Origin of the sequence: Sphingobium sp. PNB (assembly GCF_019873065.1) — a bacterium.
Classification (GTDB): Bacteria; Pseudomonadota; Alphaproteobacteria; order Sphingomonadales; family Sphingomonadaceae; genus Sphingobium; species Sphingobium fuliginis.
Genome location: NZ_JAINEZ010000167.1, coordinates 1 through 4,115 on the forward strand (window position 1 = coordinate 1; position 4,115 = coordinate 4,115).

Genomic DNA, 4,115 nt, shown 5'->3' on the forward strand with positions numbered 1-4,115 from the left:
ACGACAAGCTCGCCCAGAACTTCCTGTCAGCCGTCAGCCTCGCTGCCGCCGTGGCCTTCTGGCTCTGAACGAGTCTGAACCCTAGGAAAGCTCTAAAAGAAAAATCTGATAACAATAGTATCAAGCGAGACGCCCTTTCGAGAATGTGTCATTCTGTGGGAGTATTATCGGACGATATTCCCCCGATCCTCGTCGGCGCACTTGATAGCTATGGTAAAAATCGCGGCGACGTAGCCCACAATTCGGTCGGCAAGGTTAGCACACTAAACGACCCCCGTGTCGAGGCTAACACGGCCTCGCAAATCGTAGATTTGTTAGAAGATCTTGATACCATGCTGAGTGCAGCCGTTTCCTAAATTGGGGAAGGGGACCCAGCTTCAGCATGGAGGCGGCCCAATCAAAATCTTAGCGTCGACCCAGATACGGCAAAATCTGACAGCTTAGCGGCGCGCCTTCCTTCAATCCCACCGAATCATAAGCCCAAAGCGCGTCCCGTAGGGAACCCACGACGGACCCATCTTAAAGCGCTTTCAGTAGGGAAAATCCGGCCGATAAGGCCAAGGTACTGGTGCGCTTACGGGACTCATAAACCGAAACTATCATCCTCAATAAGCTCGATAATTTGCACTAGAGGATGACAAAGGCCCCCGGATAAGCCCCCAAAAAAATTCGAGCCAATTCGGCACGAATTCGAGTCCATTGGTCTCATTTTACCACTGATCTCGACCCTTTCTTGCTATTCAGCCGCCGATTATCGATCCCCAGGTGCGGTCCGTCCGCTATTCCGGCAGCTCGCGACCCAACGCACGCCGTTCGCTGGCCAGACTTTCACAGGCAGCTTCTGCGGAAACCTGCCGTCCGCACGATTGTCCGCCGACCGAAAGCAAGGAGCCCGACGACCCTTTGTTCTTTCCCGAGAACGGTCGATTATTCAGACTGCTTTCTGGGCATGTTAGGCGATGACAAGGGCCAAATCGTAGTGGCTTCGCAAGCCTGAACTACCTCTACACTCATGCGCAGCGACGAACTAGGCATCTGCAGCTTTTTGTGATTGGGCGACTGAACATCGGAGTTTAATGGGGTCTTTCGTATCTGATATCGCAGAAGCTAAAAGGGCTACTCCGCCATCGCCTGCTTTTTCATTAGGAGACACAAAGTTGATTGGTGATGCTCCACCGGCAAGCCCCCTCTGGCCACTCGGCATAAAGCTTCAACTCTTAGGGGATGAAGGAGCGGAGGGCTTGATCGAACTCCGGCCGGGGATCACGACGCTGGTAGGTGCGAACGGAAGCGGCAAGACGCGTGCGCTGCGCACCATCAAAACAGCCTTAGTCGGGACAAACCGGATCGCCAGTCTGAACCGCAAAATTCACCTGCTTGCGGCTGGCCGAAGCAGTCCTTTCGAGGGGTTTCGTGCGTTCGTGAATTCGCCGGGATCAATGCAAAGTGGCGATGCAGCAGTGGGACACATCAGCTATCGCGATACCTGGCATGACCTCGAGAGTGTCACAGGGGCATTACTGGCCCTCGACCGCCGGGCCGATCTGCGGCTCAAGATCGAGGCGAGACTCCAGCAGCTCTTAGATCGCAGCGTATCGCTAGGCTGGTCCCAGAACGGTCTCACGGTCAGGATCACGCCTGTGTCAGGAGGCGGAAGCTACCCAGCAAACGTTGAGGCCAGCGGCATCCTGCAGCTAGTTGCGCTGCTCTCCGCCATTCACAACAACGAGATCGGCGCACTATTGATCGACGAGCCGGAGATATCGCTGCACCCGCAGCATCAGGCATTCCTCCTCGAGGAAATGGAGCGGGTGGCGGGCGACCCGGCCGACCTTGATAAGAAGCTCATCGTCATCGCGACACATTCGCCCTCGCTTCTGCCGCTGCGACGCATCGGCGAGTTGCCCAACCTCGCATTCTTCAGTTCGCCGCGCCAGCCACCCGCGCAAGTCCCCGCAAATGGGGACATCTTGAAGCGTCAGAAACTCGCTGCGCTAATCGCACGGATGTCCGTATTGCTCTTTTCCGGTCTACGGCGGCAGCGTTGGCTCGCGTAAAAAGGTTCGAAGATGCCGAAAATTGGATCGAGCAAGCCCGATCCTCCGGAGCTAACGATCTTGATATCGACAGAGCCCGGGTCGCACTTGGTCGAGAAGACTACCAGAGCGTGTTTGACCTTGTCGGAAGTAGGGGCGACAGTGTTTCTGTATTGCTTGTCGCTGACGCGCTGAAGCGGCGTGACGACATCGCTGCGGGGCTATCATACATCCGACAGAAACTTGCCCCCGAAGCGATGAGCGGGTTTGCCATAGCCACGATGGCAGAGTGGTTGACGCTACAAGACGAGTGGGATGAGGCAGAACAACTGCTTGCGTCGGTCACCGAGCAACAAGCCAACGAAAATCCGACCTTGCCCTACGCGCGAATGCGCTTGCGATTGGCTATGATGCTGCCCCGTGACCGGCGCGATGGCATGGCTGGTGCTGACAATGCGCTTCCGCAGCATGGCCATTTGCGTAACGATAGCGAGGGCAAGCGACTTCGCGAAGCCGCACTGCTGGATCTTGCCGAGTTCAGAACAAGATTTCCCAATCTCGATCCGGACAAGGCTGTATGGTTTGATGCCCAAAGGCTGTTCTTGCAGCTATTGGATCGTGACGCGGTTCATTATACTGCTGCAGTTGACGAAGTCATTCGACGGACGGCTGAGCCCCAAAATGCGACGCTTTTCGCATCACTTGCGGCGTCATTTGGTATCGAGTTTGACGCGACAGTGCTAAATGAAGAGCTGGCGCGAAAGGAGCTGCTGGGCGGGCTTAAAGGCCACGACCTGATAGCCGCGCTGCAGCTGACAATCGAACGGGAACCAGCGGATAAGATCATAGAGTTCGTCGCGCGCCACGAAGAATCCCTAATCGCAGCAGGCGCTCCACTTCCGCTGGTGATCGGAATCCGGATCGAGATTGCGGCGAAGCAGGATAGACATAGGGACGCCATTGCTCTCCTCGACCAGTGGCGAGAACGTCTCGAGCCTTCGGTGTGCCAACGATTAGAAGCCATCATACAAGAGGCTCGGGATTCCAGCCAAGCGGTAGAGACTTGGCGTTCCACATTCGAGCAGACCGGCGAGGACGGCGATCTCAGGAACTTGGTTCTGGCGATGATAAACTCAGAATCCAAGGGAATCGGGCCATTCGCGATCAACCTATGGGAACGAACTCGAAACCTCGATGTAATCATTCAAGCAGCCAACGCCTTGTTCAATTCGAGGCAAGATCAGGAACTCGATGAGTTACTCGACGCGATCGGCGACGCGGGTGATCACAATGATGCGGTTATGAGGCACAAGGGGTGGGCTGCCTTCCGCAATGGCGATTTGGAACGAGCACGTTCGATCACGTACGCATTACGGCTGAAACAGCCCGATGATGCAGGATTACGGCAGCTCGAGATCAATATCGGCTTGGAGTCTGGACGTTGGCGCGATTTGGCAGCAATCGCGCAACAAGATTGGGCCCGTCGCTCCCATCGCGACGACCGTCAGCTTCTGCAGGCCGCTGAGTTTGCACAGATTGTGGACGACCCAATTTGCGAGGAACTGGCTCGGGCCGCTGTTGAAAAGAATCCAGACGATCCGAACATCTTAACCGCTGCCTTTGGATTTGCGATCCGCCGAGGCACGGATTGGGGCCGGGAAGCGGGGCAATGGCTCCGAGGCGCAGCCGAAAAATCTGGTCCGGATGGCCCGATGCGCACAGGAACACTGCGCGAATTGGTCGATATGTCTGCAGAGCGGCAAGAACAGAACGTGCAGCTGGACCGGATGATCATGACCGGTCAGTTACCGCTCGAAATAGCAGTCAAACCGCTTGGTGCGACCCTCTCGGAATTGATCCTTGAGCGCATGGGAGGCAATGCGCAACACAGGGATGCGCGAGAAAGGCTTTGCCTTCCACTCGTAGCAGGCAATCGACCGAACATCGACATCTCTTCATTCGAAAATGTGGCTTTCGATCTGCCAGCAATACTTACTATAGCGCGACGATCTGGGTGAGAGGTCAGCGACTATCAGGATGAGAACAGATTGTCGCGGCGGGTTCATGGTGCCGGGTTAG

General features: G+C 55.9%; 2 protein-coding genes. Both read left to right on the plus strand.

The window, feature by feature from the left end; translation table 11 throughout:
* Positions 1-1,241: 1,241 nt before the first annotated feature.
* Positions 1,242-2,057: an AAA family ATPase gene (locus K7W03_RS26690; protein ID WP_222887931.1), complete on the plus strand. Its 816-nt coding sequence runs from the start codon at positions 1,242-1,244 to the stop codon at positions 2,055-2,057.
* A 110-nt stretch (positions 2,058-2,167) separates the two neighbouring features.
* Positions 2,168-4,054, plus strand: a complete 1,887-nt coding sequence (locus tag K7W03_RS26695) for a hypothetical protein (protein ID WP_222887933.1) — start codon at positions 2,168-2,170, stop codon at positions 4,052-4,054.
* The last annotated feature ends 61 nt before the right edge of the window (positions 4,055-4,115 follow it).